Origin of the sequence: Streptomyces sp. NBC_01803 (assembly GCF_035917415.1) — a bacterium.
Classification (GTDB): domain Bacteria; phylum Actinomycetota; class Actinomycetes; order Streptomycetales; family Streptomycetaceae; genus Streptomyces.
Genome location: NZ_CP109073.1, coordinates 5,032,929 through 5,056,075, shown reverse-complemented (window position 1 = coordinate 5,056,075; position 23,147 = coordinate 5,032,929). Strand labels below are relative to the sequence as shown.

Below are 23,147 nucleotides of genomic sequence, written 5' to 3'. Positions count from 1 at the left end.
CTCGTCGTCTCGGGTCGCCTCATGGCTCTCGCCCGGGCCGGGCGGGGGTAGCGTAGTAGCTTGTGCGACGGGTCCGAAGGCCAGGATCGGCCGTATTCCCGGATCGGTACGGAATCCGGCGCCCTCGCATTTCCCGGTCGCACCCCATCCATACATGTTCTTATTGTGTGTTCTTACTGTCGTAATACTAGTTAATACTTCGTGCCGCCCCGAGACTTCTTCGCATGGTGGATCGAGTCCGCGTGCTCTACATCGGAGGACTGGGCCGCAGCGGCAGTACCGTCCTCTCCCGCGCCCTCGGCGAGCTTCCCGGCTTCTTCCACGTCGGCGAACTGGTCTTCCTCTGGTCCCGGGGCGCGACCCGGAATGAACTGTGCGGCTGCGGCAGCCGGTTCCTGGACTGCCCCTTCTGGACGGACGTCGGCAAGCGGGCGTTCGGCGGCTGGGAGGCCGCCGACCCCTCCCGGGTCGCCGCCCTCCAGCACGAGGTGGACCGGACCCGCTACCTTCCACAGCTCCTGCGGCCCGGCCTCAGCCGCGACTTCCGGCGCAGACTCGGCGAGTTGACCGCCCTCCTCGGCCGGCTCTACGCGGCGATCCAGGAGGTGAGCGGCTGTTCGGTCGTGGTCGACTCCTCCAAGCACGTCTCCTACGCCGCGACGCTCCGTCAGGTCCCGTCCGTCGACCTGCGACTGCTGCACGTCATCCGCGACAGCCGGGGCGTGGCGCACTCGTGGGCGAAGAAGGTCAAGCGACCCGATGTCGTCGAGGGCGAGTCCTACATGGCGAAGATCCCGGTGCCGAAGCTGGCCGCGCGGTGGACAGCGTTCAACGGCCTCTTCGACGTGCTGCGGCTGGTGCACGGGGACGCCATGGGGCTGCGCTACGAGCGGTTCGTCGCCGAACCGGCCGCCACGCTGACCCGGATCGCGGCCCTCGCCGGTCGCGAGATCCGGCCCGCCGACCTCGACTTCGTCCAGGACGCGGGCCTGCGGCTGTCGGCCGAGCACAGCGTCTCCGGCAATCCCATGCGCTTCACCAGCGGCCCGGTCCCGCTGCGCGTGGACGACGCCTGGCGGTCGGCGATGGCGCCGGGCGACCGAGCCGTCGTCACCGCCCTCACCACGCCCGGCATGCTCCGCTACGGCTACCGCCTCAGGGGGAAGACGACTCGATGAGCGACACGAGCCGGCACGACACCGGCACCGACACCGACACCGGGACCGGGACCGGGAAGAGCGAACGGCGCCTGCGGGTGCTGATCGTCTGCTCCGCCGGCGGCCACCTGGCCCAGCTCCACAAGCTGGCCCCCTGGTGGGGCCGGCACGACCGGATGTGGGTCACGTTCGACACCACCGACGCGCGCTCGCTGCTCGACGGCGAGAACGTCCGCTGGGCCTACCACCCGACCACCCGCAACATCCCCAACCTCCTGCGGAACCTGTGGCTCGCCCTCCGCCTCATCCCCCGGTACGCGCCGGACCTGGTCGTCAGCTCGGGCGCCGGGGTCGCCGTCCCCTTCTTCTGGGTGGCCCGGCTGCGCGGCACGCGCACGGCCTACCTGGAGGTCTTCGACCGCATCGACAGCAGGACCGTGACCGGCCGGCTGTGCCGGCCGGTGACCGATCTCTTCCTCGTCCAGTGGGAAGACCAGCGCGAGTTGTACGACGGCTCGGTCGTCGTCGGAAAGGTGATGTGAGATGTCCCGCGTCCTGGTGACGGTCGGCACCGACCACCACCACTTCACCCGGTTGATGACCTGGATCGAACGGTGGCAGGCCGAACGCCCCCCGCTGCGCTGGACCGTGCAGCACGGCTTCACCCCGCCACCGGCCGCCGGGCCTGGCATCGAGGCCACCGCGATGATGCCGCACGCCGAACTCCAGGCGGCTCTGCGCCGGTCGGCGGTCATCGTCTGCCAGGGCGGCCCCGGCTCGATCATGGACGCGCGCGGCGTGGGCAAGGTGCCCATCGTCGTGCCGCGCCGCCCGGAACTGGGCGAGCACATCGACGACCACCAAGTGCGGTTCTCCCGGCGGCTGGACGAGGCCGGGCTGATCCGGACCGCGGCCACGGAGCAGGACTTCCGGCTGCTGCTGACGGCCGCGCTGGACCGGCCCGAGGCGTTCGTCGCCACTGCCGGGGTCAGCGAACTGCCGGACACCGTGCGGCGGTTCGGCACGCTCGTCGACGAGCTGATGGTCCGGCCGCCGCGCCGCGCGCTCCTCCCGCTGCGGCGGCGCGGTCAGCCCGCGTAGTAGCGGGCGCGCACGTCCGCCGTCAGCTCCTTCACGCGGGCGATCTCCTCCTCGGTGAGCCGCTCCCGGTACGTCACCAGCGCCGCCTTGCTGTCCATCGGCTGGTAGGCCGTCCGGGACAGGCCACCCCTGAGGCTCCAGGACATCGCCCGCGTCGGCGCGTTCTCCGCCTGCGTGGCCGCCCGCACCGCCTGCCGCGCCGAGGCGTCCCAGGTCAGCCCGCACGTGCCGTACAGCTCGCCGAAGCCCGTCTCCGGGTCCCCGGCCAGGTCCTCGTAGCGCACGACGTGCAGCGACTCGACGTCCTTGCGCATCGCGTCGATCGCGTCGTACGTGACGCGCCACAGCGCCGCGTTCTTCGCCAGCTCGTCCTGACTGCCCACCAGCGCGCGCAGCTCGTCGGCGTGTTCGCCCAGCAGGTCGCGCATCAGCAGCGGCTGCTCCAGCAGCTCGTGGAAGTACGTCGTCCAGCCGAGCTTGCGCCAGCTCCCCGACCAGGTCACCGGATCGCGGATCAGCACGATCGCGACCGCGCCCAGCCGCCGGGCGAACCAGGCCGCCGACAGCACCGCGTACGGGTCGTCCAGCAGCGCCCGCCGCCCGCGCACCCGGCCGACCGTGAACGCCGAGGCGTTCTTGGCGAGCCGGGCCAGATCGGGGAGCGCGCGGTTGGCGCGCAGCTCGGCGAGCGTGCGGTAACGCAGCCGCGTGGTGTCGCCGAACGCCCGCAGCCAGGGCGCCTCGTTGTCCTCGCATATGTACTGGAAGGCGTGCGTCACCGAGGCGTTGAGCACGCCGGGGGAACGGCCGGGCGGGCGGCTCGGGTTGAGCGGCTCGTTGACGTACACCACCTCGCCGCCGGCCTGGAGCATCTTGCCGACCCAGCTGGTGCCGCTGCGGGGAAGACCGGTGATGAGGATCGGTCGCGTCACGGTCATGGTCATCACACGCTCTCTCGGTGCCGGCGCGGCGGGAGCCACGGGGCCGGGGTCAGGGTGTCGTCGCAGTTGGTGCGGTTTGTCATGAATTGCGGTGCGGCAAATGTTAGCGGCGGCAGCCGCCGACCGGTAGCCCCTACCCCCGGGCGGCGACAACAGGCCGTCACCGGCTCCGCGTTTCCCGCCATTGTTGACCAACCCACAACAGTTTCCATTTGACAACAGTAGTATCGCGGCCACACGCTGTGCCCTGGCGGCCCGCCTTCCGGCGCTCCCGCCGGTCCGGCACCCGGCCGGTCACGCTAGGAGCCCGCATGTCACCGTCGCACCTTCTATGCCGAGCGGGCGGAGCGGTCGGCGGCCCGGTCGCGCGCGGGCATGGTCTGTGCCACGGCGTCCCGGAAGCCGGCGAGTCCCTCGACAAGTGCCTTGCGCGTACTGGGCGGCATCGCGGCGATCGCGGTCAGCAGCGCCTTCTCCCGGCGCTCTCTGAGGTCCTGGAGGTAACGTCGGCCGCGGGGGGTGAGCCGCAGTTCGAGCTCGCGGCGGCTGGCCTGGCTCGGCATCCGCTCCACGAACCCGAGAGCCTGCAGCCGGTCGCACAGTCTGCTCACCGACGAGGGCGCCGAGCCCAACAGCTCCCCGAGTCCACGAAGATTGATCCCCTCATCCCGTTCCAGGATGTAGAGAACCCGGAGTTGAGAGGAGGAGACCGGTGCCGGCGAGACGGCGTCCCGCCCCCGTTCCCACAGGACCTCCAGCAGCTCGATCACCTCGGACGCCGCCAGGGCGGCGTCCGGGGGCCGGTGTGGAGGGGGTGGATTCACGCATCTCACTCTGGCACTCAGGATCTGGCTTGTCATCCCGGATGTCCGGTCCGGCGTCCCTCCTTACCTCACCGGTTTCCGCGACCGGCCCTCCCCCAGAAGGCGAACTGACACGGTGGACAGACTCGCGGCCGCTGAACGCGCCTTGCGCCACGCGGCCCCCCACGCACTGCTCGACAGCCTTCGAGCGGTCCTGCTCCGGTGCTATTCCGCGAGCGACGCGATCCTGATGGTCGCGGACTACGGGGTGGCCTCACTGCGTCCGGTCGACACCCCCGGCGCCCGTTCCGTTCCCGTCCACATGGGCCCGGCCGGCCGCGTGTACGGCTCCCAACTGCCGTACGTGGAGCCCGCCGAGGGGTCACCCGAGCTCACCGCGCACCTGCCGGTCAGCGTGCGGGGTGACCGCATCGGCGTGCTCACCGTCCGGTTGCCGCGCGAGCGCTTCAGCGCGACGATCCTGGACGAACTCACCGAGATCGCCCGGATACTGGGCCACGAGATAGTGGTCGCCGAGCGGGACACCGACGTCTACCTCCAGGCGCGCCGGGCCGAACGGCTCACGCTGGCCGCCGAGATGCAGTGGCAGCTCCTGCCCGGCCGGTCCTGCTCCCGCCCCGAGTACGAGTTGGGCGGGCAGCTCGAACCCGCCTACGCCGTGCACGGTGACACGTTCGACTGGTCGACCTCGGCCGAGTACCTGTCCCTCACCGTCATCAACGGCATGGGCGAGGGCATAGAGGCGTCGCTGCTCACCGGCCTGGCCGTCAGCGCGCTGCGCAACGCCCGCCGGGCCGGACTCGACCTCGCCGAACAGGCGTACCTGGCCGACCAGGCCATCTACGGCCAGTACCGGGGCATCACGCACGTCTCGGCCCTGCTGCTCCGCTTCGACCTCGCGACCGGCCGTACCCGGATCATCGACGCGGGCTCGCCGCGGATGTGGCTGCTGCGCCAGGGCGTCGCCGAGTACGTGGAGCTGGAAGGGCAGCTCCCGCTCGGGATGTTCGAGGAAACGGTGTACACCACACAGGAGTTCACCACCCGGCCCGGCGACCGGCTGTTCTTCGTGAGTGACGGGGTGTACGACGCCTCCTCCCCCGGCGGCGAGCGGTACGGCGAGAAGGCGCTGGCGCGGGCCATCATGAACACCCGGCTGCTGCCTCCGGCCCAGGTGCCGCGCGCCATCCTGTCGGAGTTGGCCGGCCACCGTGGCGGGCCGCTGCCGGAGGACGACGCGATGGTGGTGTGCCTGGACTGGCACGGCCGTTCGGCGGATGTCTGACGCCGTCCCGGACGGAACGACCGAGGCCCTGAACGCCCCGTGGTCAGTGGGGAGTTCAGAGCCTCAGCCGTCATGGGGGCGCGTTCAGGCGCCGATCACGCCGCCGTCCGTGCGGCGGATGACGACGGTGGCCGAGCGCGGACGGCCCGCCGGGTCGAAATCGGGCCAGTTGCTGACCGCGCGCGGGTTCTCCGGCGTCGGCGTACCCCAGGCCGTCGTCGCCTCGCCCGGGTGCTGGACGTTGACGAACAGCGTCCGCTGGTCCGGGGTGAAGGCCAGGCCGGTGATCTCGCAGCCGCGCGGGCCGGTGAGGAAGCGGCGGATCTCGCCGGTGCGCGGGTCGGCGGCCAGCATCTGGTTGTTGCCGATGCGGTCGTAGCCCTTGGCGGCCAGGTTCTGCGAGGAGTTGGAGACGTCCGTCATGATCCACAGCCGGCCGTCGCCGTCGAACCCCAGACCGTCGGGGGAGCCGAAGACGTTGCTCGCGTCGGTCCCGGCCTGCGGGTCGTACGCCGGGTCACCGGCCAGGACGAAGATGTCCCAGTCGAAGGTGGTGGCGGTGTTGTCGCCGTCCTTCTCCGTCCAGCGGACGATGTGACCGTACGGGTTGGGCTCGCGCGGGCTGACGGCGCTGTTCCAGCCGCTGCCGTTGGTGAGGGTGCAGTAGACGTCCTGGTTCTCGGGGTTGACCGCGATCCACTCCGGCCGGTCCATCTTGGTGGCGCCCACCGCGTCGGCCGCCTCGCGGGTGCGCAGCAGCACGTCCGCCTGGTCGGCCCAGCCGTTCGCGCTCGTCAGCGCCCCGGTGCCGTGCGCCAGGGGCAGCCAGGAGCCGGTGCCGTCGTCCTCGAAGCGCGCCACGTACAGCGTGCCGTGGTCCAGCGGGCTGCGGCCGAGCGCCCGCTGCGCGCGCCAGTGGCCCTGGCCGACGAACTTGTAGATGTAGTCGCCGTCCTGGTCGTCACCGGTGTAGGCGACGACGCGGCCCCGCGACTCGGTGACCGTGCAGCCCTCGTGCTTGACGCGGCCGAGCGCGGTGCGCTTGACGGGCTTGGCGTTCGGGTTCATCGGATCGATCTCGACGATCCAGCCGAACCGGTTGATCTCGTTGGGGTTGGCCGCCAGGTCGAAGCGCGGGTCGGCCAGGTGCCAGCGGAAGCCGCCGCCGCTCTTGGAGACGCCGTAGCGGGACTGCGAGGCGGTGGGCTGCCAGGTGGCGTCCTGGGTGCCGAAGTAGTTGTTCCAATTCTCCTCGCACGCCAGGTAAGTGCCCCACGGCGTGTAGCCGTTGGAGCAGTTGTTCAGCGTGCCGCGCGGCTCGTCGGCGGCGCGCAGGCCGGGGTGGCTCGCCGTGACCGGCCCGGAGAAGTCGACCGGCGTCGAACCGGTGATCCGGCGCGCGCGTCGGGAGTCCACGACACGCCACTCGCCGTCGCGCTCCTCGATCTCCACCACGCTGACACCGTGCGCGGCGAGCGCCTTGCGCACCTTCTCGGGGGTCATCGTCGCGGAGCCGTCGGGGAACAGCAGCTCCTGGTCGACGTACTCGTGGTTGAGCACCAGCATGCCGCGTCGGCTGCCCCGGCGGCCGGACCCGAGCGGGAAGAAGTGCATGCCGTCGTGGTTCATGCCGACCTGCTGCGCCTGCTCGTCGGCGGAGTTCCCGCCGTCCTTGCGCCACGCCGGGCCGTCCGGCCGGATCGAGGTGCCCCAGGGAATGATCACCTGGGTCTCGTAGCCCGCCGGAACGGTGAACGTGTCGGCCGTCGATGTCGGCACGGCCTCGAACCCGAGCAGCGCCCGCGGCGGCCGGCCGCCGCCACCGACCTGGCCGCCGTGGACCGGCGTGCTCGCACCGGCCGTACCCGCTCCGGCGGTCGCCGCGACCAGGAACCCGGCCGCCGCGGCGGTCCCGCCCATGAGCGCGACCCGGCGGGACATCCGCTTCTCGACGATCTCCCCGAACGCCCGGTTCCCGGAGCTGTTCGAGCTCACGTCATCCGGATCGATCGCGGGAAAAACCGGGGGCAGTCCTGACATCGCGGATCCTCACTTGCTCATGTGTGCCGTCGGTGATGCTCCTGTGAGGCTAGGAGCGAACGGTGGCCCGGAGTGACCACCAAGGTGAACGAATGGCCATCTTCATACATACGGATGCTTCACCGCCCCGGTTCACCTGCTCAAACGGCACCGGGCCGCGGTCACCACCACCACCCGGCGTCAGCCGCGGCGGTGAGGGCGGCGAACCGTCGGTCGTCCGGAACAGCGGCGGGGGCAGTCGGCCGACGGTGGGGGTTCCGTCAGCTGTTGCGGCCGGAGGACTGTCCGATGCCGGTCGTGAGATCGGCTTCGGTGCAGCGGTTGAGTCCGGTGACGAGCCGGCAGCAATCAGGAGATGTGCGTGGAGGTCGGGTCCGACGTCCCGGTCAGCGTCCCGGTGCGGGACAGCGAGACCCCCGCACGCGCCGTCCTGTCCGTCCCCACCCGCTCATGGGCCGCGTTCGTCGCCAGCCTCCAGAGCTGACCCGCCGCGTCCGGATGGGCGTCAGTGGTGCCAGGGCAACGTGACCGGCTCGTCCGGGACATGGCCCGTCAGGATGGCGGTGAGCAGCGAAACCAGGCCGAAGGGGACGACCCGCTCCTCCGTCGTGGCCAACTCCGCCACCGGCCACCAGCGGTGGCCGGTCGTCGCGCCGCGTTCGAACTCCTCCATGCGGCTGGTGTCCACCTCGTGCCGGGCCACCCGGTGCAGGAAGAAGTGGTCCTCGAACAGGCCGCGCTTCCAGCCGAGATCGGCGTGACCGCCGGTCCACGCCACCCGCCGCCCCAGCGCGCGCGGCGCGACCCGTAGTCCGGCCTCTTCCCACACCTCCCGTGCCGCCGCCGCCCGCAGCGTCTCGTGCCACCGCACGCCCCCGCCCGGTGTCAGCCACAAACCGTCGGTCATCCGGAACAGCAGCAGCCGGTCGGCGCCGTCCAGGAGGAGGACGCGCGCCGACCGGCGTGCCACCCGTCGGGGGAACCGCATCAGTCGACGTCGAAGAGCTGCTCGACCGGGTCGATGCCGAAGTAGACGAGGAAGAGCCCGGCGGCCAGCCACAGCAGCCAGCTCACCTCGCGCGGGCGGCCCAGGATCGCCTTCAGCACGACATAGGCGATGAAGCCGGCGCCGATGCCGTTGGTGATCGAGTACGTGAACGGCATGACGGCGATGGTGACGAAGGCCGGGATGCCCACCGAGTAGTCGTTCCAGTCGATCCGGCCGACCTGCACCATCATCAGGAAGCCGACCGCGACGAGCGCGGGCGCGGCGGCCTGCGAGGGGACGACGGCGGCCAGCGGCGCGAAGAAGAGGGCCAGGGCGAACAGTCCGCCGGTGACCACGTTCGCGGCGCCGGTCCTGGCGCCCTCGCCGACGCCCGCGGCGGACTCGATGTAGGAGGTGTTGGAGGAGGCGGACGCGGCGCCGCCGGCCGCGGCGGCCAGGCCGTCCACGAACAGCAGCCGGCCCAGGCGCGGCACCCGGCCCTCCTCGTCCAGCAGCCCGGCCTCGCTGGTGACGCCGACCGCGGTGCCCATGGTGTCGAAGAAGTCCGTCAGGAACAGCGTGAAGATCAGCAGCACGGCGGTCACGAAGCTGACCTCGCCGAACGCGCCGAACAGGCTGAAGTTCCCCAGCAGACCGAAGTCGGGCGAGGCGGCCAGGTCGTCCGGCACCTCGGGAACGGTCAGCCCCCACGCCTCGTCCGGCACGTCCGCGATCGCGTTGACGACGATCGCGAAGACGGTCGTGGCCAGGATACTGAGGAGGATCGCGCCCTTCACCCGGCGGGCGAGCAGGGCCAGGGTCAGCAGCAGGCCGAGGCAGAACGCCAGCACGGGCCAGCCGGCCAACTCGCCCCCGGCGCCCAGGGTCAGCGGCGGCGCCCCCTCGTGGCCGATGGTGAAGCCCGCGTCCACGAAGCCGATCAGGGCGATGAACAGCCCGATACCCACGCCGATGGCCTGCTTCAGCGCGGCGGGGATCGCGTTCATCACCGCCTCCCGCAGCCCGGTCGCGGACAGCACGCAGACGATGATCCCCTCCAGGACCACCAGCCCCATCGCGTCCGGCCACGACATGCGCGGCGCGATCTGGAACGCCACCATCGCGTTGATGCCGAGCCCGGCGGCGAGCGCCAGCGGCAGGTTGGCCGTGATGCCCATCAGGACGGTCATGATCGCGGCGACCAGGGCGGTGACGGTGACTATCTGCTCGAACGAGAGCTGGTTGCCGTGTACGTCCTGGGCGCTGCCGAGGATGATCGGGTTGAGCACCAGGATGTAGGCCATCGTGAAGAACGTGGCGAAGCCGCCCCGCACTTCCCGGCTGAGTGTGGAGCCTCGTTCGGAGATGTGGAAGTAGTCGTCCAGGCGTCGCAACGGCATGGCTGGATCCTTATGAAGCGGTTGTGGGCTCCCGGATTCTGCCCGCTGGGCACGGGCGGAAGGTTTTGGGCGGGTAACACCAGCCGCACCGTTACGGAATTGCGCTCTTGGCGTGGACGTTATGTGTGTGTTGCTCGCTTGGCGGGAGACTTCAGGGGAGACGGGATGACCGACGGAACGCCGACGGTGCTGCTCACCGGTGCCGCGGGCGGCATCGGCACGATGCTGCGCGCGCTGCTGCCGCCCCACGGGTACGCGCTCCGGTCGCTGGACGCCGTGCCGGTGGCCGACGACCGGGACGCGGTCGTCCTCGACCTGGCCGACCCCGCGGGCGACGACGCGCTGCGGGCGGCGTTGCGCGGCGCCGACGCGGTGGTGCACCTCGCGGGCATCCCGCTGGAGGCGTCGTTCGCGGAGATCCTGCGCGCCAACGTCGAGGGCACCTACCGCCTGTACGAGGCGGCGCGGGCCGAGGGCGTGCGGCGGATCGTCTTCGCGTCGAGCAATCACGCGGTCGGTTTCACGCCCTGGCCGGCGCCGGGCGCCCCGCCGATCCCGGTCGGCACCCCGCACCGGCCCGACACGTTCTACGGCCTGTCCAAATGCTTCGGGGAGGACCTGGCCCAGCTGTACTGGGACCGGCACGGCCTGGAAACGGTCTCGGTCCGCATCGGCACCTGCTCCCCCGAGCCGACCTCGGTGCGTGAGCTGTCGATCTGGCTGAGCCCGGCGGACGCGGCTCGGCTGGTCCACGCGGCGCTGAGCGCGGAACACGTGGGCCACACCGTGGTGTTCGGCTCCTCCGCCAACACCCGCGGCGTGTGGGACCTCGCCCCCGCCCGCGCCCTGGGCTACGAACCGGCGGACGACTCCGAGCCGTTCGCCGCCCGGCTGCCGGCGGCCGGCCCGCCGGACCGAACCCGGCCTGAACACGCCCGCCTGGGTGGCGCGTTCACCACCGACCCACCGATGTGGTCCCCCGCTGGACCGGCCCAACGGGTCGGCCCGGTAGGCCGACCGGCGAGCCGACCGGTAGGCCGCCGTTCGTCCCCGGCCGCTACTCGCCGCGCCGGGAGCGGGCCTTGAAGGCCGCCTTGCGGGCCCGCTTCGCCAGCTGCTTGTCCGGATGGACCCGGCCCACGGCCTCCAGGACGTCCGCCGTCGCGGGGTGGTCCGAGCGCCAGGCCCGGTCGAAGAACTCGCTGTGCTGGCGGGCCAGTCCGGAGACCAGCTCCTGAAGCTCGGCCGCGTCCTCCTCGACGCCGAACGGCAGCAGCTGCGCGGCCAGCGTGTCGACCGTCAGCCAGAAGATCATGTCCTCGTCCGGCTCGGGAATACCGGCCACGCCGCGCTCGGCCAGCCACACCCGGGCCAGGCCGCCCAGCTCCCGGTCGTCCAGCACCTCGCGCACCGCGGGCTCGGCCCGCGGGTCGAGGAGCGAGAGCACCAGCTGACAGCCGAAGCGCCGCCCCGGCCCCTCCTCGTCCACGCCCCGGGCGGCGGCCAGCAGCTCACGCGCCGCGTCCAGCGGCTCGCGGCCCGCCAGCCACAGCCCGGCCTCCTCGTTCGCCGCCGGCTCCGGGCGGAACGGCAGGGCGGCCAGCAGCGCCGCCGCGTCGCGCCCGGCCAGCTCGCCGATCACCGGCGCCTCCAGCCCGGCCTCCCGCATCCGCCGCCGCACCGCCCAGAGCCCGAGCGGGGTCAGCCGGGCCAGCCCGTACCGGCTGAGGTCCTCCTCGTCGCCGTCCTGGCCCGGCGCGTCCAGCGCGCCCGACCCGCCCGGCGCGCCCGACCCGCCCGCGAAGTCCTCGCCGTCGGCGGCGCGTTCGTCCGGCTCGCCGTCGACCAGCACGGAGTCGTCCACCGGCTGGTAGTCCAGCAGCCCGGTCCCGGCCAGCGCGCGGAACTGCCCGTCGAGCTTCAGCACCGCCTCCGACAGCTCATCCAGCGCCTCGGCGGACAGCTCATCCATGTCCTCGGGCACGAGCGAGGCGGCGGCGACCATCGGCAGCGGCACCATCGAGGCGGCCTGCCCGGCCTCGTCCGTGACGGCGAAGAGATACAGGCTGCCGAGCGCCGCGTCCAGGAAGCCGGCCGCCTCCTCCTGGTCCCAGGCCAGCGCGTCCAGGTCGATGGCGTCCGGGTCGATCTCGCCGTCCGGGCTGACCGCGCCGTCCAGGCCGCCGAGGTCCCCGAGCATCTCCTCGAAGGTGGGGGTCGCGGCGTCGTCGAGCACGGCGTCGACACCGGCGGCCCAGAGCTCCAGCACATCGCCGGGGCCACCCCCGGTGAGCTGGGCCAGCTCCTCGCCCGGCGCGGCGGTGCCGGCCACCGCCGGGTCCTCGCCGCCGTCGGTCTCCGCGCCGGTCTCGGTGATCTCCACCAGGCCGGTGTCCACCGCGAAGTGCCAGGCGTCGGCGGCCAGCGCCTCGCCGTCCTGGTCCTCGTCCAGACCGAGGTGGGTCACCGCGCCCTTGAGCCCGGCGGTCAGCAGCTCGCCGCCGGCGCCGACCGGCGTGCCGGGGCGCGTCCAGCGGGCGAGCGAGGCGGCGCGGGCGAGCAGCGGCGCGGCGAGCGCGTCGCGCGCCAGCTCGGCCTCTGCGGGGAGCCGCACGGGCGGCATAACGGGACGGTCGTCACCGGGGTTCACGATCGCTCCTCATCGCGGCGAGCTGGGCGGTTACCAGCCTAGATCAGCGGACGCGGCTCCGCGCGGCGAGCCCGCCTCTCATCGCGCCGGGCGAACAGCCGTAGCTGTCAAGCGGTCTGACGGACCGCCAGCGGATCAGCGCCCACCCGTTCACCGGCTCGTTCACCGGCCCGTTCCGCGACGGCTGCCGGGCGGCTTCCCGGCCGCTGCCCGACGACCGTTGACAACGCCCTTGCCCCTACGGGAGCTTTACGCGCGTAGAGGCAGCACTCGGCAACGCGCCCGTCCGGAGGCACCCCTTGTCCGCAGCACCGTCCGCAGCACACCGTTCCCGCCCGCTCCGCGGATCCGTCGCGGTCGGGGCCCTCGTCGTCGCCGCGCTGGGCGGCACCCTGCTCGCGCCGCCCGCCTCGTCGGCGGCTGACGCGCAGGCCGTCGACACCCCGCGCGTCCGCGACATCCAGGGCTCGACCCGGCTGTCACCGTACGTGGGAGCACAGGTCACGAACGTGTCGGGCATCGTCACGGGCGTGCGCGCCTACGGCTCGCGCGGCTTCTGGCTACAGGACCCGGAGGCGGACGGCTCGGCGGCCACCAGCGAGGGGATCTTCGTCTTCACCAGCTCGACCCCCCGGGTGGCGGTGGGCGACGACGTGCTGGTCTCGGGCACGGTCGGCGAGTTCTACTACGGCGGCGTCGCGTCCGGCGGCCAGTCGGTCACCCAGATATCCCGCCCCACGGTCACCGTCCGCTCCTCGGGGAACGAACTGCCCGCGCCCGTCGTGCTGGACGCCGACACCCTGCCGCGCGCGTACGCCCCGGCCGGCGACCCGGCGGCCGACGACAGCGTCGAGGGCCTCGAACTCGCCCCGGACACCTACGCGCTGGACCTCTATGAGTCCCTTGAGGGCATGAACGTCACGATCGGTGACGCGCCCGTCGTCGGCCCGAGCACCTCGTTCTACGAGCTGTGGGTGACGCTGGATCCGGAGCGGAACCGGACGGCGAGCGGCGGCTCCCGGTACGCCTCCTACACCGAACAGAACCCGGGCCGCCTGAAGATCGAGGCGCTGGTGCCGGTGGCGCAGCAGCCGTTCCCGACCGCGAACGTCGGGGACGTGCTGACCGGCCCGACCGAAGGGCCGCTGGATTACGACGAGTTCGGCGGGTACGTGCTGGCGGCCCGGGCTCTCGGCGAGGTCACCCCGGGCGACCTGGAGCCGGAGACGACCCGCCCGCAGCGCGCGGACGAGCTGGCCGTGGCCACGTACAACGTGGAGAACCTGCACCCGGGCAACGCCCAGGAGAAGTTCGACCGGCTGGCCGCCGGCGTCGTGGAGCACCTGGCCTCGCCGGACATCCTCGCCCTGGAGGAGATCCAGGACAACAACGGCCCGACGAACGACGGCACGGTGGCCGCCGACCAGACCCTTCAGCGGTTCACGGACGCGGTCGTCGCGGCGGGCGGCCCGCGTTACGAGTGGCGGAGCATCGACCCGGTGGACGGCCAGGACGGCGGCCAGCCGGGCGGCAACATCCGCAACGTCTTCCTCTTCAACCCGGAGCGGGTCTCGTTCACCGACCGCGCGGGCGGCGACGCCACCACTCCGACCGGCGTGGTCAAGGAGCGCGGCCGGGCCCGTCTCACCCTCTCCCCCGGCCGGATCGATCCGGCGAACGCGGCTTGGGAGGACAGCCGCAAGCCGCTGGCCGCCGAGTTCACCTTCCGGGGCGAGACGGTCATCGTCGTCGCGAACCACTTCGCCTCCAAGGGCGGCGACCAGCCGCTGTACGGCCGTTACCAGCCGCCCGCCCGCTCCTCCGAGGACCAGCGGCTCCGGCAGGCCCAGGCGGTCAACGACTTCGTGCGGGAGGTCCGTTCGGCGCAGCGGACGGCGCGGGTGGTGGTGCTCGGGGACATCAACGACTTCGAGTTCTCCGCCACCACCGAGGCCCTGACGGCGGGCGGCGCGCTGGAGAGCGCGGTCACCTCCCTGCCGCGCGACGAGCGCTACACGTACGTCTTCCAGGGCAACTCGCAGGTGCTCGACCAGACGCTGGTCTCCCCCGCGATCCGCCGGTACGACTACGACATCGTGCACATCAACGCCGAGTTCGCGGACCAGGCGAGCGACCACGACCCCCAGGTCCTGCGCTTCCGCCCCTGACATCGACAGGACGGACACCGGACAGGGCGGACAGGAACAGAGACAGGGACAGGGACAGGGAAGGGCGGGACGAAGGCCGTCGCCGGGGCTCGGCGACGGCCTTCGTCCGTTCCGTTGACGCCTTCCCGAGTGGCCCATACCTTTTCTTACCCGTCGGTAAGAAGGAGGCCCAACGATGCGCTCGCCCTTGAGACTTGCCCTCGCCGCGACCGGACTGCTCAGCATGCTGCTGGCCGTTCCGACCACGGCGAGCGCCATCACGGAAGACGAAGAGCCCCTGGAATACGTGGCGATGGGCGACTCCTACGCCTCGCTCGGCACGGCCTCCACGCACTACACCGATCCGGCGACCGGCTGCGTCCGGGCCACGGACAACTACCCCTCACGCCTCGCCGAGGAGCTCGCCCCCGACACGTTCGTAGACGTGACCTGCGCGGGCGCGGTCACCGGCGGCGTGCTGAACTCCCAGCTCTCCGCGCTCACCCCGGACACCGACCTGGTCACGCTGACCATAGGCGGCAACGACATAGGCTTCGGCGCGATAGCCGCCACCTGCGGCTCCGACAGTCTGACCAACCCCCTCGGCTCCCCCTGCGAGCAGCGTTTCACCACGGGCGGCACCGACCAGCTCGCCGCCCGCATCGGCGCCACCGCCCCCAAGATCGACGCGGTCCTCGCCGGTATCAGGGAGCACGCGCCGCACGCCGAGATCGTCGTCGTCGGCTACCTGCGCATCCTGCCCCCCGCCCTGGGGTGCTGGCCGGTCGTGCCGATCTCCGTGGGCGACGTCCCCTACCTCAACGGCGTGCAGCGCGGGCTCAACACGATGATCGGCGAACGCGCCACCGCCGCGGGCGCCACCTTCGTCAACCCCGGCGAGACGACCGGCCACGACGCCTGCCAGCTGTTGCCCTGGCGCAAGTGGATCGAGGGCCCCTTCCCCATCCTCGACGCGGCCCCCATGCACCCCACAGCCGCCGGCCAGGCACACGTCGCCGATCTGGTGGCCGACACGCTCTGACCGGCCAAGCGCCGTACGCGCACGGCCTGTTACCATCCCCGTGCGTACGGGTGCCTGTTCGTACCCTTCGACGGATGCTCTTGGGGGGCGTGGCGTGGGGTCGTTCGACGAGGAGTGGGCCGCGTTACAGGCCGCCGCCAGGGAGCAGTCGACCCCCACGCGACTCAACTCCTCGGAGGGCGGAGGCGCGGGCGCGCGGGACCGGCTCGTCGTGAGCTGGACCGCGCAGCGCGCGGCGGCCGATGTCGTGGAGCGCGAGGTGCTGCCGGACGCGGTGCGGGCGGGCACGAAGCCGCTGGGCGAGCTGGCCGAGGCCGCGGCGAGGATGCGAACGTGGGCCTCGGCGGCGGGCCTGCGGGCTGTGGCGGAGAGCTGGGCCACCAAGACCGAGGCGCTCGGCACCCAGCTGCGGGCGGAGGCGGAGGCGCTGCGGGCGACCGCCTCCGGCTTCCAGGGCGGGGATCTGGAGATCACGTATCAGCTCCGCTCGATCGATGGCACGGAGTGAGCTGACCACCGTGCCGACGTATCAAGAGATCATCGAGCAGAACTTCGCCGCGCTGGATGCCGCCGCGACCGAACTCGAAGCCGCCGCTGAAGAGTTCGGTCAGACCGCCGACACCTATCGCACCCGCGTCGCGTCCCTGCCGCACCACGACGAGCTGTGGGTCGGGGACAGCGCGGGAGCCGCGAGCTTCCGGTTCTCCCAGACCGAGGGGGAGTTGGACGCGGCGAAGGCGGAGGCCCGGTCCCTGGCGGGCGTGATCCGGGACGGCCGGTCCGAGTTGCTGCGCCTGCGCGGCGAACTGGAGGAGGTGGCCGCCGAGATCAGGGCCGAGGGTTTCGGGATCAACGGCGACGGCCGGGTCACGCTGAACCCCGACTGGGCCCACGACACCGAGTCGGACCGACTGGAGCGCGAGCGAAGCGCCTGGCAGGGCAGACTCGACCAGGCCGTCGAGGTGGTGTCGCGGGCCGACGACAGCCTGCGGCTGGCGCTGCTGGAGGTCGTGGAGGGGCAGGACGGCCGCCGGGCGGGCGTCTTCAACGGCGGGGCGGCGGCCAGCACCGAGGAGGTGCTGGCCGACCGCGCCGAGGAGCTGGCCCGCCGGCTGGCCGACGGCGAGGAACTGTCGGGCGCGGAGCTGTCGGAGCTGAACCACCTGCTGGAACTGGAGGCCGACGACCCGCAGTTCGCGCGCTCCCTGCTGGAAGGGCTCGGCGGGGATGGCTTCGTGAGCCTGTCGGCCCGGACAGCCGACCAGGTCATCGGCGGCGAGGGCGACACCCGGCAGAGCTTCGCCGGCCTCCAGGAACATCTGGCCACCGCGCTCGCGGCGGGCACCGACGTGCCGACGCTGGAGCCGGGATCCATGGAGTACGGGCAGTGGGCGCAGACCGAGGAGGGGCTGTTCTACGCCCGCTTCATGGACGAGCTGCACGACGCCGGATCGGCCGGCTACGCGGTCGACTCGCTGACCCAGCAGGATGTACGCGGCTACCAGTTGCTCACCAGCCTGATGAACACCGAGAACCCCGACTACTCACAGCGCTTCCTCCACGACCTCGCCGACGACATCCGCGCCGCGGAGGACCCGTCCCTGGGCGGTGACGAGGACATCTGGCGCCTGCGCGCCGACGACCTCGCCGTGGACGGCCTCGACGCGGACGAACAGGAGTGGTTCACCCTCGACCCGATGGACGCCGTCCTCGGCGTGATGGGCCACCAGCCGGATGTCGCCACGGCCTACCTCGATCCCGAGGACGGGAACGGCCGCCTGGACTACCTGCTGGACGAACGCGACTGGTCCCAGCTGAACATGCCCATGGGCACATCCATGGTGAGCGTCCCGGGCGACATGACGGGCCTCGGCGCCGCCCTCCAGGCGGCCACCACGGGCGTCCCGGCCGACCAGAGCCCGACGATCACCGGCCTGAACCCCACGGAGGCCGGCGGCCGGATCGTTCACGAGGTGGTCGAGAAGTTCTCAGCGGACGAGGGCACCCTGATCGCGGACGACGGCAAGTTCGCCACCCTACGCCCGGAACTGGCCCGGATGACGGCCGCGTACATGGGGGACTTCCAGATGGGGATCAGCCAGTTGACGATTCGCGAGGAGTCGGAAGGCTTCACGAATCTCACGGATCTTGCCCTCGATGACTTCCTCGGACAGCTGGGAAGAGACGCGGAGGCCCACGGGATCGTCACCGGGGCCCAGCAGGCGTACACGGCGCTCGCCGTCGACATCGCCATCAACCAGCCGCGGGAGGACGGGATCAGCCTGGACGGTCTCATCGAGAGCGCGGTGTCACCCGGGGCTCAGATGGCGGGCATCATGAGCGACGCACGCGCCGGCGCGGTCTACGACGCGGGCATCGCCGGTGCCGAGGAGTACAACAGCCGGCTGGGAACCATCCAGGAATGGACCGGTGTCGTGCTCGACGAGGCGGTCGGCCTTGCCGCCGAAAGGTACCCGCTCGCGGGTCCGGTGATCGAATGGGGAGTCGGGGAGCTGTCGGACAGCATCTTCGAGACACTTCAGCGGGACAACAGCGAGCAGGCGGCCCAGGATGCCGGAGACACCTACGACGAGGGTTATCAGGCCGCCATCGGCGCGGCCCAGCACGCAGTCGATCTGGCCACCGAGGGCCACTACGCCGAAGACAGCGACGCGCCGACCCAGCTCAAGAACGCGGCGACCAGGACAGTGACCGCGTTCTTCGGCACGCTGATCGGCTGGGACGCACCAGAAGCACCCCAGCAATAGTCCGGAAGGTATGGAATGCGTCGGAATGTGGCCGCAGGACTCACGCTGCTGGCACTGTCGTGGTCGGCCGCCGCCTGTGACAGCGAGTCGGCCGAAAGGGAGTACTCCTTGCCGGGCAGCCTCTGCGGAGCGAGTGTGCCGGAGGACCTCTACGCGCCGCTCTTTCCCCCCGGGGCCGCGTTGGATACCGAGCAGTCCTTCGACGACGTCACCGAGTTCTCCGGATCCCGTTACTGCGTCCTGTCCGTGGACGGCGAGGAGATCCTACGCGCGGACGCGACGGGCCAGGACGATTACTCCGGTGCCATCGTCCGGCATGACTTGGACGTCGAGGAGCAAGACGGCGAGGCCGTGCCGGGTGACTTCGAGGCCGTCGTCTGGCCCGGAGTCGCCATGGCCAAGGCCCCATGCACCCTCCCCGGGATCGGCGGGTCGAACACCATCGAGACCCTGATGGTCGTCCTCCAAGCCGAACACCCCGGGGGCGACGACGAGTCGAAGCAAGTGCTGTCCGAGCTGATCCAGCCCTTCATGGCCGGCACGCTCGACATGGTCGCGTGCCAGGAACACGAAGCCGAGGGAACCGAGTAGCCCCGCCGGTCGGCTCGTCGGCGCTATGACGACGCGCCGTCCTCACCCTGTCGTGGGGCGGTGTCTCCATCGTGCCGGTCAGGCCAGTCAGGCCGGGACGCCGGGGGTATGGGCGGCGCCCGGGGCCACCTCTGTCCGCCGGACCAGGACCACCGCGCTCCTGGCCGCCGCACTGACCGCCAACGCCAACGCCACCGCCGGGTCCGGCGGACCGTCGGGCGGGCTCCGCGGGAGGCGGGGATCGTGGGCTCTCGGTCGAGGTCCGTGACGGCCACCGCCGGCCGTACGCGAGCCCCGGCGAGGCGGAGGCGGGGGGCGGGACCGCCCGGTCCCGCGGAGCGCGGCCCGCGGGCCGGACGCACGACCACGACACAGGCGGACGGTTCACGGCCCGGTGCCGTGGGCCGGGTGGGGGCAGGCGGGTGGACGCGGTCAGCCTGGGGAGGCGAGACTCCCCCCATGCGTACCGGACCCTTCGGCCGCTGTGCCGCGGCCATGATCACGCCGTTCGCCGAGGACGGCTCCCTCGACCTGCCCGGAACCCAGCGGCTCGCCGCGCATCTCGTCGACCGGGGCAGCTGTGACGCCCTCGTCGTCAACGGGACCACCGGGGAGTCCCCCACCACCACCGACACCGAGAAGGCCGCCGTGGTCCGGGCCGTGGTCGAGGCGGTCGGGGACCGGGCCTCGGTCGTGGCCGGGGTGGGGACGGCCGACACCCGGCACACCGTCGCCCTGGCCCGCGCCGCCGAGACGGCCGGGGCGCACGGGCTGCTGGTCGTCACGCCGTACTACTCACGGCCCACCCAGGAGGCGATCGTCCACCACCTGCGGACGGTCGCGGACGGCACCGGTCTGCCGGTGATGCTCTACGACATCCCGGCCCGCACCGGCACCGGCACCGCCCTGACGGCCGATTCGCTGCGCCTGCTCGCCGGGCACGAGCGGATCGTGGCGGTCAAGGACTGCGCGTTCGACCCGCTGAAGTCCGGTCTGGTCATGGCCGACACCGGCCTCGCGTACTACTCGGGCAGCGAGGAGACGAACCTGCCGCTGCTCGCCCTCGGCGCCGCCGGGTGCGTCAGCACGGTCGCCAACGTCGCGGGCCACCAGGTGCGGGCGGCGCTGGACGCGTTCGCCGCCGGGGACCACGGGACGGCGGCCCGCCGCAACGCCGCGCTGCTGCCGCTGGTGAACGCCGTGATGGGCGAGGTGCCGGGAACGGTCGCGGTCAAGGCGCTGTTCCGCGCGGCCGGGCTGCCGGGCGGCCCGGTGCGCGGCCCGCTGCTGCCCGCCGGGGAGGAGCTGACGGGCCGGCTGGTCGACGCCCTGAAGTCGGTCCTGGGCTCTCCCGTGTGGGAGGGCTGAGCGCGCCCCGGGGCCCCGCGCGTCACCGGTGGCCGGCCGTGCCGCCCAGCGTCCGGTAGGCGGTGAGGTCCCGGGACAGCAGCGTGGCCCCGGCGACCGCGCCCGGCATCAGGACGACGGCGACCACCGGGATCAGGAAGAGCAGCGCCAGCGGTACCCCGAAGCCCAGTGCCAAGCCCAGCCGGTGACGGAACAACAGCATCCGCTCCCCCAGCCGCCGCCCCTGCCGGGCCATCGGCACCGAGGTCAGCTCTATGGTCAGGAAGAAGCCGGTGACAGCGACGCCGATCGCGGGCACCACGGTCTGCCCCAGCAGCGGCACGAAGCCGAGGAAGAACAGCGGCACGCCGAACACCGCCCAGCGCAGCAGCACCCGGACGCTGTCCGCCACGTCGCTCCACCACGGCACCTCCACGCCACTGTCGCGCGGGCCGCCCTCGGCCTTCTCCACCTGCTCCGACAGCGCCTCGTAGAACGGGTCCCCGATCAGCAGCGTCACGGCCGTGAAGGTCAGCACGGCCGACAGCAGCGCGCCGCCGATCAGCAGCGCCGCGAACAGCCCGCGCAGCACGGCCTGGTTCAGGTCGTCCCAGCCGTCCGCGAACGGCGTGGCCCAGGTGACGATGTCGTCGGCCCACAGGGCGAGCAGGATCAGCGCGGCGGCGTAGATCACCAGGGTGATCAGCGCGGGCAGCAGCCCGAAGCCGAACCACCTCCGGTGCGTCAGCACCCACCGCTGCCCCAGCAGCATGAACCGCAGCCCCGTCATCACATCGCGCACGGCGGCAAGGCTAGCGTCCCGCCGGGCCGTTCACGCTCCCGCCCAGGTGCCGGGGTCCCGGGCGACGGCGTGGACACGGTCCACGTCACCGGTCCCCAACTCCCCCGCGCGGGCCCGGAAAGCGGCCAGCTCGCGCACATCCACGGCGAGCACGTCGCGCAGCGAGGGCGCCACGGTGAGGCGTTCCGCCCGGACGAACGCCAGGACCGGCCGCACGGTGACCTCGAAGCCGCAGCCCCGGGTGAGGGCCTTCCCGGCCCGCCGCGCCTCGGCACGGCTCTTGCGGACGTACGGATATGTGTCCGGGCCGATCCGGACGGCCTCGTCGCCCACCCAGATCCGGGCCCCGGGGTGGTGCTTGGTGTTGACGCAGAAGACGCCGCCCGGCCCGATGAGCAGGTGGTCGATGTCGACGTCCCGCGCCAGCGGTATGGAGTGCAGGACGCGCCAGCCGTGCCGGGTGAGCCGGGCCAGCTCGGCGCCGGCGATCCGTTCGCCGGTCAGCCCCTTGTGCCAGGAGTCGGCCTCCGTCCGCCGGCCGAGCAGGCGCAGCAGCAGGTGCCAGAAGGGACCGGGCCCGGTCTCCGCCAGCTTGCGCCGGACCATCTCACCGGGCCGGTGGGCCGCCAGATCGCCGATCGCACCCGGCACGCCGGCCGCGCCCGGCCCGGTCAGCGGGAGCCCGGTCAGCGGGGGCGGGGACGGGGACGGGGGAACGGCGGCCGGGGGCGGCGGCGCGTCGAGGGACGCGGGGAGCGGGTCGGCGAGGTAGGGCGCGAGCGCCAGCAGCGCGGCGTCGCGGTGCTCGGCCACCAGCACGTGCAGGAACCCGCCCTGCCGGTCGAACCAGGCCACGGCCGTGCCGTCCGGCAGGTTCACGTACAGCCGGTCACGGCCGTACCGCTTCCACTGCGAAACCTGTAACGCGCTCACCCGCCGCACACCTCCGCGCCGCGTCGGCGGCTGTCGGACGTCCTCAGGGACGCCCATCAGACCAGCCCGCCGACGCGCTCGCAAGAGGCTGCTTCCGGCCGCCGCCGGCGGTGTCAGTTGTGGCTGTGCAGCACCGAGTTGAGACCGCCCCAGTGCCCGGTGCGCGGCAGCGCCTCGACCCGGCCGGTCGTGGAGTTGCGGCGGAAGAGGAGGTTGTCCGCGCCGGACAGCTTCAGCGCCTTGACGACCTCGCCGTCCGGCAGCGTGACGCGCGTGCCCGCCGTGACGTACAGGCCGGCCTCCACCACGCAGTCGTCGCCGAGCGAGATGCCGATGCCCGCCTCGGCGCCGAGCAGGCAGCGCTCGCCGATCGAGACGGTCTGCTTCCCGCCGCCCGACAGCGTGCCCATGATGGACGCGCCGCCGCCGATGTCCGAGCCGTCCCCGACCACGACGCCCGCGCTGATCCGGCCCTCGACCATGGAGACGCCGAGCGTGCCCGCGTTGAAGTTGACGAAGCCCTCGTGCATGACGGTGGTGCCGGTGGCCAGGTGCGCGCCGAGCCGGACCCGGTCGGCGTCCCCGATCCGCACGCCGGACGGGACGACGTAGTCGGTCATCCGGGGGAACTTGTCGACGCTGGTCACCGTCAGGTACGCGCCCTCGGCGCGGGCGGCCAGGCGGGCGCGCTCCACGCCGTGGGCCGGGACCGGGCCGAGGCTGGTCCAGGCGACGTTGGCGAGCAGCCCGAAGACGCCGTCCAGGCTGAGCCCGTGCGGGCGGACCAGGCGGTGGCTGAGCAGGTGGAGGCGCAGGTAGATGTCGTGCGCGTCGAGCGGCTTCTCGTCGAGCCCGGAGATGACCGTGCGCACCGCCACGACCTCGACCCCGCGCCGGGGATCGGGGCCGAGGGCGCGCGGGGCCGCGTCGCCGAGCAGCTCGGCGGCGCGCTCCGCGCTCAGCCGTTCGGTGCCGGAGGGTCCGGGTTCGGCGGCGAGTTCGGGGGCGGGGAACCAGCTGTCGAGCACGGTGCCGTCGGCGTCAACGGTGGCGAGCCCGGCGGCGACGGCGCCGGTGGTGCGGGAGGTCCCGGAAGAGGAGGGAGTGGACGTTGCGTCGGTCATGCCCCCG

19 protein-coding genes and 2 pseudogenes are annotated in these 23,147 nt (G+C 72.3%); 12 read left to right on the top strand and 9 right to left on the bottom strand.

Annotated features, from left to right (window positions below):
• Positions 1-224: 224 nt before the first annotated feature.
• From OIE51_RS23000 to OIE51_RS22990, 3 genes are read left to right on the top strand one after another with little or no spacing between them, the layout of a single operon-like run.
• Positions 225-1,178, top strand: a complete 954-nt coding sequence (locus OIE51_RS23000) for a sulfotransferase (RefSeq protein WP_326599683.1) — start codon at positions 225-227, stop codon at positions 1,176-1,178.
• Entirely contained in the window at positions 1,175-1,699 is a 525-nt protein-coding gene (locus OIE51_RS22995) for a hypothetical protein (protein WP_326599682.1), read from the top strand. Before OIE51_RS23000 ends, OIE51_RS22995 begins: the two co-directional genes overlap by 4 nt.
• A gap of 1 nt (position 1,700) precedes the next feature.
• Positions 1,701-2,258, top strand: a complete 558-nt coding sequence (locus OIE51_RS22990; RefSeq protein ID WP_326599680.1) for a glycosyltransferase — start codon at positions 1,701-1,703, stop codon at positions 2,256-2,258.
• Here the strand turns inward: OIE51_RS22990 and OIE51_RS22985 are convergent.
• Both OIE51_RS22985 and OIE51_RS22980 read right to left on the bottom strand, forming a co-directional pair.
• Positions 2,246-3,196 carry a sulfotransferase gene (locus OIE51_RS22985; RefSeq protein ID WP_326599678.1) on the bottom strand — a complete coding sequence of 317 codons (951 nt, stop codon included), beginning with the start codon at positions 3,194-3,196 and terminating at the stop codon, positions 2,246-2,248. The two genes, OIE51_RS22990 and OIE51_RS22985, sit on opposite strands and share 13 nt — an antisense overlap.
• Positions 3,197-3,528: 332 nt before the next feature.
• Positions 3,529-4,059, bottom strand: a complete 531-nt coding sequence (locus OIE51_RS22980; RefSeq protein WP_442811997.1) for a MarR family winged helix-turn-helix transcriptional regulator — start codon at positions 4,057-4,059, stop codon at positions 3,529-3,531.
• Between the two features lie 79 nt (positions 4,060-4,138).
• On the opposite strand from OIE51_RS22980, the gene OIE51_RS22975 reads away from it, so the two are divergent.
• The gene (locus tag OIE51_RS22975; RefSeq protein ID WP_326599676.1) at positions 4,139-5,308 is read left to right on the top strand and encodes a PP2C family protein-serine/threonine phosphatase; all 1,170 of its coding nucleotides are present in this window, start codon (positions 4,139-4,141) and stop codon (positions 5,306-5,308) included.
• A gap of 84 nt (positions 5,309-5,392) precedes the next feature.
• Here OIE51_RS22975 and OIE51_RS22970 read toward each other — a convergent pair whose 3' ends face one another.
• The gene (locus OIE51_RS22970) at positions 5,393-7,348 is read right to left on the bottom strand and encodes a PhoX family protein (RefSeq protein ID WP_326599675.1); all 1,956 of its coding nucleotides are present in this window, start codon (positions 7,346-7,348) and stop codon (positions 5,393-5,395) included.
• A 352-nt stretch (positions 7,349-7,700) separates the two neighbouring features.
• Here OIE51_RS22970 and OIE51_RS22965 point away from each other — a divergent pair.
• Positions 7,701-7,832, top strand: a pseudogene (locus OIE51_RS22965) (DUF397 domain-containing protein); the annotation flags it as partial.
• A 21-nt stretch (positions 7,833-7,853) separates the two neighbouring features.
• Here the strand turns inward: OIE51_RS22965 and OIE51_RS22960 are convergent.
• A complete protein-coding gene (locus OIE51_RS22960) occupies positions 7,854-8,318 on the bottom strand; it encodes an NUDIX hydrolase (protein WP_326599673.1) in 465 nt (154 codons plus the stop codon).
• A gap of 17 nt (positions 8,319-8,335) precedes the next feature.
• Positions 8,336-9,736, bottom strand: a complete 1,401-nt coding sequence (locus tag OIE51_RS22955) for an NCS2 family permease (RefSeq protein ID WP_326599672.1) — start codon at positions 9,734-9,736, stop codon at positions 8,336-8,338.
• A 165-nt stretch (positions 9,737-9,901) separates the two neighbouring features.
• On the opposite strand from OIE51_RS22955, the pseudogene OIE51_RS22950 reads away from it, so the two are divergent.
• A pseudogene (locus OIE51_RS22950) lies at positions 9,902-10,711 on the top strand (NAD-dependent epimerase/dehydratase family protein); the annotation flags it as partial.
• A gap of 82 nt (positions 10,712-10,793) precedes the next feature.
• Here OIE51_RS22950 and OIE51_RS22945 read toward each other — a convergent pair.
• Complete coding sequence (locus OIE51_RS22945; RefSeq protein ID WP_326599671.1) at positions 10,794-12,359, bottom strand: hypothetical protein; 1,566 nt, start codon at positions 12,357-12,359, stop codon at positions 10,794-10,796.
• Between the two features lie 326 nt (positions 12,360-12,685).
• On the opposite strand from OIE51_RS22945, the gene OIE51_RS22940 reads away from it, so the two are divergent.
• The 6 genes from OIE51_RS22940 (at position 12,686) to dapA (ending at position 20,302) form a co-directional block, all read left to right on the top strand.
• Positions 12,686-14,554, top strand: coding sequence for an endonuclease/exonuclease/phosphatase family protein (locus OIE51_RS22940; protein ID WP_326599670.1), 1,869 nt, complete (start codon positions 12,686-12,688; stop codon positions 14,552-14,554).
• Positions 14,555-14,729: 175 nt separating this feature from the next.
• On the top strand, positions 14,730-15,575 hold the full coding sequence (locus OIE51_RS22935) for an SGNH/GDSL hydrolase family protein (RefSeq protein ID WP_326599669.1): 846 nt from the start codon (positions 14,730-14,732) through the stop codon (positions 15,573-15,575).
• Positions 15,576-15,669: 94 nt separating this feature from the next.
• Positions 15,670-16,083, top strand: coding sequence for a hypothetical protein (locus OIE51_RS22930; protein ID WP_326599668.1), 414 nt, complete (start codon positions 15,670-15,672; stop codon positions 16,081-16,083).
• Complete coding sequence (locus tag OIE51_RS22925) at positions 16,070-18,343, top strand: DUF6571 family protein (protein ID WP_326599667.1); 2,274 nt, start codon at positions 16,070-16,072, stop codon at positions 18,341-18,343. Before OIE51_RS22930 ends, OIE51_RS22925 begins: the two co-directional genes overlap by 14 nt.
• Positions 18,344-18,370: 27 nt before the next feature.
• The gene (locus OIE51_RS22920) at positions 18,371-18,934 is read left to right on the top strand and encodes a hypothetical protein (protein ID WP_326599666.1); all 564 of its coding nucleotides are present in this window, start codon (positions 18,371-18,373) and stop codon (positions 18,932-18,934) included.
• A 459-nt stretch (positions 18,935-19,393) separates the two neighbouring features.
• Entirely contained in the window at positions 19,394-20,302 is a 909-nt protein-coding gene (gene dapA / locus OIE51_RS22915; RefSeq protein ID WP_326599665.1) for a 4-hydroxy-tetrahydrodipicolinate synthase, read from the top strand.
• A 22-nt stretch (positions 20,303-20,324) separates the two neighbouring features.
• Here dapA and OIE51_RS22910 read toward each other — a convergent pair whose 3' ends face one another.
• The 3 genes from OIE51_RS22910 to dapD all read right to left on the bottom strand — a co-directional run bounded on the left by OIE51_RS22910 (position 20,325) and on the right by dapD (position 23,140).
• Positions 20,325-21,083, bottom strand: coding sequence for an EI24 domain-containing protein (locus OIE51_RS22910; RefSeq protein ID WP_326599663.1), 759 nt, complete (start codon positions 21,081-21,083; stop codon positions 20,325-20,327).
• A gap of 30 nt (positions 21,084-21,113) precedes the next feature.
• Positions 21,114-22,016 carry a nuclease-related domain-containing protein gene (locus tag OIE51_RS22905; RefSeq protein WP_326599662.1) on the bottom strand — a complete coding sequence of 301 codons (903 nt, stop codon included), beginning with the start codon at positions 22,014-22,016 and terminating at the stop codon, positions 21,114-21,116.
• A 113-nt stretch (positions 22,017-22,129) separates the two neighbouring features.
• Positions 22,130-23,140 (bottom strand): 2,3,4,5-tetrahydropyridine-2,6-dicarboxylate N-succinyltransferase, encoded by a 1,011-nt coding sequence (gene dapD, locus OIE51_RS22900; protein WP_326599661.1) that lies wholly within the window; start codon positions 23,138-23,140, stop codon positions 22,130-22,132.
• Positions 23,141-23,147: the final 7 nt, after the last annotated feature.

What these genes read in the sequence shown, in the direction of transcription:
- OIE51_RS23000 (WP_326599683.1), top strand. Translation starts at nt 225, where the DNA reads ATGGTGGATCGAGTCCGCGTGCTCTACATCGGAGGACTGGGCCGCAGC.
- OIE51_RS22995 (WP_326599682.1), top strand. Translation starts at nt 1,175, where the DNA reads ATGAGCGACACGAGCCGGCACGACACCGGCACCGACACCGACACCGGG.
- OIE51_RS22990 (WP_326599680.1), top strand. Translation starts at nt 1,701, where the DNA reads ATGTCCCGCGTCCTGGTGACGGTCGGCACCGACCACCACCACTTCACC.
- OIE51_RS22985 (WP_326599678.1), bottom strand. Translation starts at nt 3,196, where the DNA reads ATGACCGTGACGCGACCGATCCTCATCACCGGTCTTCCCCGCAGCGGC.
- OIE51_RS22980 (WP_442811997.1), bottom strand. Translation starts at nt 4,059, where the DNA reads ATGACAAGCCAGATCCTGAGTGCCAGAGTGAGATGCGTGAATCCACCC.
- OIE51_RS22970 (WP_326599675.1), bottom strand. Translation starts at nt 7,348, where the DNA reads ATGTCAGGACTGCCCCCGGTTTTTCCCGCGATCGATCCGGATGACGTG.
- OIE51_RS22955 (WP_326599672.1), bottom strand. Translation starts at nt 9,736, where the DNA reads ATGCCGTTGCGACGCCTGGACGACTACTTCCACATCTCCGAACGAGGC.
- OIE51_RS22945 (WP_326599671.1), bottom strand. Translation starts at nt 12,359, where the DNA reads ATGCCGCCCGTGCGGCTCCCCGCAGAGGCCGAGCTGGCGCGCGACGCG.
- OIE51_RS22935 (WP_326599669.1), top strand. Translation starts at nt 14,730, where the DNA reads ATGCGCTCGCCCTTGAGACTTGCCCTCGCCGCGACCGGACTGCTCAGC.
- OIE51_RS22925 (WP_326599667.1), top strand. Translation starts at nt 16,070, where the DNA reads ATGGCACGGAGTGAGCTGACCACCGTGCCGACGTATCAAGAGATCATC.
- dapA (WP_326599665.1), top strand. Translation starts at nt 19,394, where the DNA reads ATGCGTACCGGACCCTTCGGCCGCTGTGCCGCGGCCATGATCACGCCG.
- dapD (WP_326599661.1), bottom strand. Translation starts at nt 23,140, where the DNA reads ATGACCGACGCAACGTCCACTCCCTCCTCTTCCGGGACCTCCCGCACC.